Source organism: Corallococcus sp. AB049A, assembly GCF_003668885.1.
Classification (GTDB): Bacteria; Myxococcota; Myxococcia; order Myxococcales; family Myxococcaceae; genus Corallococcus; species Corallococcus interemptor.
Genome location: NZ_RAWL01000606.1, coordinates 1 through 4,010 on the forward strand (window position 1 = coordinate 1; position 4,010 = coordinate 4,010).

Annotated in this window: 3 protein-coding genes and 1 pseudogene; 3 read left to right on the forward strand and 1 reads right to left on the reverse strand. The window is 72.2% G+C overall.

The annotated features are described in order from the left end of the window. The 3 genes and pseudogenes from D7X55_RS45595 to D7X55_RS37010 form a co-directional block, all read left to right on the forward strand. Positions 1–291, forward strand: a pseudogene (locus tag D7X55_RS45595) (acyl-CoA thioesterase); the annotation flags it as partial. After that, positions 288–1,205, forward strand: a complete 918-nt coding sequence (locus D7X55_RS37005) for a serine aminopeptidase domain-containing protein (RefSeq protein ID WP_120552278.1) — start codon at positions 288–290, stop codon at positions 1,203–1,205. The pseudogene D7X55_RS45595 and the gene D7X55_RS37005, both read left to right, overlap by 4 nt. A gap of 27 nt (positions 1,206–1,232) precedes the next feature. Next, positions 1,233–2,960, forward strand: a complete 1,728-nt coding sequence (locus D7X55_RS37010; protein ID WP_120552279.1) for an AMP-binding protein — start codon at positions 1,233–1,235, stop codon at positions 2,958–2,960. Between the two features lie 13 nt (positions 2,961–2,973). Here the strand turns inward: D7X55_RS37010 and D7X55_RS37015 are convergent. Further along, positions 2,974–4,010, reverse strand: a 1,037-nt coding sequence (locus D7X55_RS37015; protein WP_233610295.1) for a hypothetical protein, incomplete at its 5' end; no start/stop codon positions are given.

Genomic DNA, 4,010 nt, shown 5'->3' on the forward strand with positions numbered 1-4,010 from the left:
GCGGTGGTGTCGCGGGTGGAGGTGGACTACCGGCGGGAGATTCCCCCGGGCGACGTGGTGGTGCGCACGGAGCTGGAGTCGCCCGCGGCGGACGAGCTGGAGCCGGACGGCCTCAACTACCGCGCCCGCTTCCGGCAGCGCGTGTTCCTGGCGGCGGGCGGGCCGCTGGCGGTGGAGGCCCTGGTGAGCGTGGCCTTCCTGGACGCGCGGGCCCGGTCGCTCGCGTCGCTGCAGCAGTTCCTGGACGCCGCGCGCGCGCCGGTGGCCCCCGTGGAGGAGCCCCGTCCATGAGCACGCACGCGAAGCAGGACTTCACCTCGCAGGAGTTCTGGGTGCCCACGTCCCAGGAGCACGCGCTGCACGTGGTGGAGGCGCGCACCTCCGGGACGCCGGACTCCGCGCCCGGCGTCCTCTTCGTGCCGGGCCTGTTCTCCGACGGCCGCTTCTTCCTGGGCGGGCAGGGTGACGGAGCGGCGCGCGTCTTCGTGGACGCGGGCTGCGTGGCGTACGTCGCGTCCCTGCGCGGGCATGGCAAGAGCCGCTGGCCCGCGAAGCGCGCGTACGACTGGAGCTTCGACACGTACGTGCGCCACGACCTCCCGGACCTGGTGCGGGCCGTGCGCGCGCGCCACGCCGGGCCGTTGTTCCTTTTGGCCCACAGCATGGCGGGCTACGCGGCGCTGGCGGCGCTGGGGGTGGACCCCTCGCTCCAGGCGTCGCTGTCCGGCGTGTGCACGCTGTCTTCTGCGGTGAACGACTACAGCGACGGCGGGTTCAAGAAGCGCTTCCAGCTGGGGTTCTCCTCCGCGGTTGCGGGAGTGCTGGGACGGTTCCCGGCGAAGGCGCTGAAGCAGGGGCCGTGGGACGAACCGGCGGGCGTGATGCGGCAGTTCACGGACTGGGCGCCCACGGGCGCGTTCCGGAGCGCGGATGGCGCCACGGACTACTGGGCCGCGCTGGAGAAGGTGACGCTGCCGGTGTTCGCGGGCGTGGGCGCGGCGGACATGTTCCACGCATCACCGGTGCGCGCGCAGAAGCTGGTGGAACACCTGGGCAGCACCCGCAAGGAGCTGACCGTGCTGGGGCGTGCGCAGGGGCTGAGCTGGGATGCGGGCCACTTCGACGTGGTGCGCGGCGAGCGCGCCCGCGCGGAGGTGCTGCCCCGGGTGCTCGCGTGGATGCGCCAGGTGGCGCCCTCGCACTGACGATTTTTTAGAGGAGGGGAGGACAGCATGCTCGACATCATCCAGCGGCTGGAGACCGCGGATCCGCGGCGCGGCCTTTTTCTCTACGACGACTTCGCCGGGCCGCCGGAGGTCGTGCCCTACCGGGAGTTCGCCTCCCGCGTCGCCGGAGCGGCGGAGCACTTCCGCGCGCGCGGCGTGGCGCCGGGCACGCGCGTGGTGCTGCCCTTCGAGACGTCCTCGTCCGTCATCTTCGCCTTCCTGGGACTGATGGAGCTGGGCGCGGTGCCCCTGTCCGTGAAGCCGTACATCCTGAGCACGCCGAAGGGGCCCTACCGGGACTTCCTCGCGCGCATCCGCGAGCGCTACGGCGCGACAGTCATCCTGGACGTGCCGAGCCTGGCCGGACTGGAGCTGCCCCTGGAGCGGCTGCCGCTGCCGCCGTCGGGCGCGAAGCGTGCCGGCGTGAAGCTGCGCGAGGTGGCGCCGGACGAGCTGGCGTTCGTGCAGTTCTCCTCGGGGTCCACGTCGTTCCCCAAGGGCGTGCCCATCACCCAGGAGAACCTGGCCGCGAACCTGCGGATGATCATCCGGCACGACGGCCGCACGACCGAGGACCGGGTGACGAGCTGGCTGCCGCTCTACCACGACATGGGGCTCATCGGCGGGCTGCTCACCTGCATCACGGTGGGCAACGACCTGCTGTTGTCCCAGCCCGCGTCGTTCCTGATGGACCCGCTGGGCTGGCTGGAGCTCATCTCCACCGAGAAGGTGATGGGCTCCGTCATCCCCAACTTCGCCATCGACTACGCGCTCAAGTCGCTCAAGTCCGCGGACGCGGACGACCTGAAGCGGTTGGACCTGTCGCGCGTGCGGAGCATCTACCTGGGCAGCGAGCCCATCAACATCCCCAACCTGGAGCAGTTCCTGGACATCCTCGCCCCGTGCGGTCTGCGGCGCGACGTGTTCATGCCCTGCTACGGCATGGCGGAGACGGTGCTGATGGTCGCGAGCGTGCCGCCGCGCCAGACGGTGCGCGTCATCACCGCGCCCAACGGCCAGCCCGCCATCTCCGTGGGCCGGCCGCTCACGGAGTTCGAGGTGCGGCTGCGCGCGGAGGACGGCCGCCTGTGCGGCGAAGGCGAGCTGGGCGAAATCGAGCTGCGCGGCGGCAGCCTGGCGCCGTCGTACTTCCTCGATGACCGGCCCCTGCGCGGAAACGACGGCTTCTACGCCACGGGCGACCTGGGCTTCCAGAAGGAGGGCGAGCTCTTCATCACCGGACGCATCAACGACCGCATCAAGGTGAACGGCCAGAGCTTCTTCTCCGCGGACTTCGAGCAGGCCGTGGAGCGCCTGCCCTTCATCCGTCCGGGCCGCACCGCCGTCATCCAGGTGAAGGGCCGGCTCGTGGTGCTGGCGGAGGTGAACCACCCGTCCGCGCTGGAGCGCCTGGAGGACAGCCGCAAGCAGGTCTGCCAGTCCGTGCTGGAGACGGTGGGCGTGACGCTCTCGCAAGAGGACGTCCTCTTCATCCGCTACGGCCAGCTCCAGAAGACGAGCAGCGGCAAGCTCCAGCGCCGCGCCATCACGGAGGCCTACGAACAGGGCCGCATCCGCACCGTGACGCCCATGGAGCTGCGCGCGGACCTGCTCCAGATGCGCGCGCAGCGGCTGGTGCTGGGCTCGGTGATGGTCGCGCGTCAGCGGGGCCGCCGGTGGATGGCCTCCGGACGCGCGGCGATCTCCGCGGGGCTCCAGCGGCTCCGGTCCTGAAGCCCGGCGCGCCTCACCGGGGCTTCGGGGGCGCCCACAGGTCCCAGCCGCGCGCCGCGTGGCACGCATCGCCCACCAGGTCCAGGGCCAGCTGGGGCTGCGTCCTGGACAGCGCCTCCGTGTCGCGGAAGGCGCCCGTGGCCTCCAGCCGGAGGGTGGCGCTCTCCAGCGCGGCCTTCGCCTCCGCCACCGCGCGGGCCTGCGCGGGCGTGGGCTTCCAGCCCGTCTCGTCCCGGTAGCGGCCCAGGGCCTCCAGCAGGTGGCCGTGGAACTTCACCATCTGCACCAGCACCGGGACGCGGTACGCGGGCGCGGCGGTGAGCGCCGCTTCGTACTGCCGCGACTCCGAACCCAGCCGGTACACCAGCACGTCCACCTGCGTGTCCAGCCGCGAGCCCCACGCCTTGCGCACGGCGGGGAAGCGCGCCCAGCCCGCGACGGCCTGGAAGAAGTGGAGCCCGCCACACGGGTGCGCGTAGATGCCCTGCTTGTTCTTGGGCACCTGGGGGAGGCCCGCCTTCATGCCGCGAAGCAGCTCCGCGTTCGCGGACTCCAGCGTCGCGAGCGCCGTGTCCATCACCGCGTCCATGCGCACGGTCTCTCCCGCGCCGTTGACGAACGAGCCCCCGGGCTCCAGCACGTGCGACAGCGCATCCAGCGCCCACGCTCCATCCGGCGAGGACGCGAGGTCCGGACGGAAGTCGTGCTGGAGCGACGCCACCAGCTCGCGCAGCGTGACCTTGCCCCACGCCGTGCGGAACGTGTGCGAGCGCGGATATCCCGCGAGCAGGAGCGTCTTCACCTGGAGCGCCGGGTGCGGCTCCACGGGCGTGCCGTCCGGGGTGAAGGCGTCGAAGAAGTAGCGGGCCGGGGTAGCCCCCGCGTCGGGAGCCTCACGGCGCAGGAACCCCGCGACGATGGCGTCCGAGGCCGGGCGGCCATCCCGCGCGCGGAAGGCCTTCCCGTCCAGGTCCATGCCGTGCGCGAGCGCCCACGGACGGGCAGGGTCCGCCGCGTGCGTGCGGCACTGCGCATGGAGCAGCGCGGACG

Bases quoted from the DNA above. Each gene is read 5' to 3' on its own strand.
- D7X55_RS37010 (WP_120552279.1), top strand. From the start codon at position 1,233: ATGCTCGACATCATCCAGCGGCTGGAGACCGCGGATCCGCGGCGCGGC.
- D7X55_RS37005 (WP_120552278.1), top strand. From the start codon at position 288: ATGAGCACGCACGCGAAGCAGGACTTCACCTCGCAGGAGTTCTGGGTG.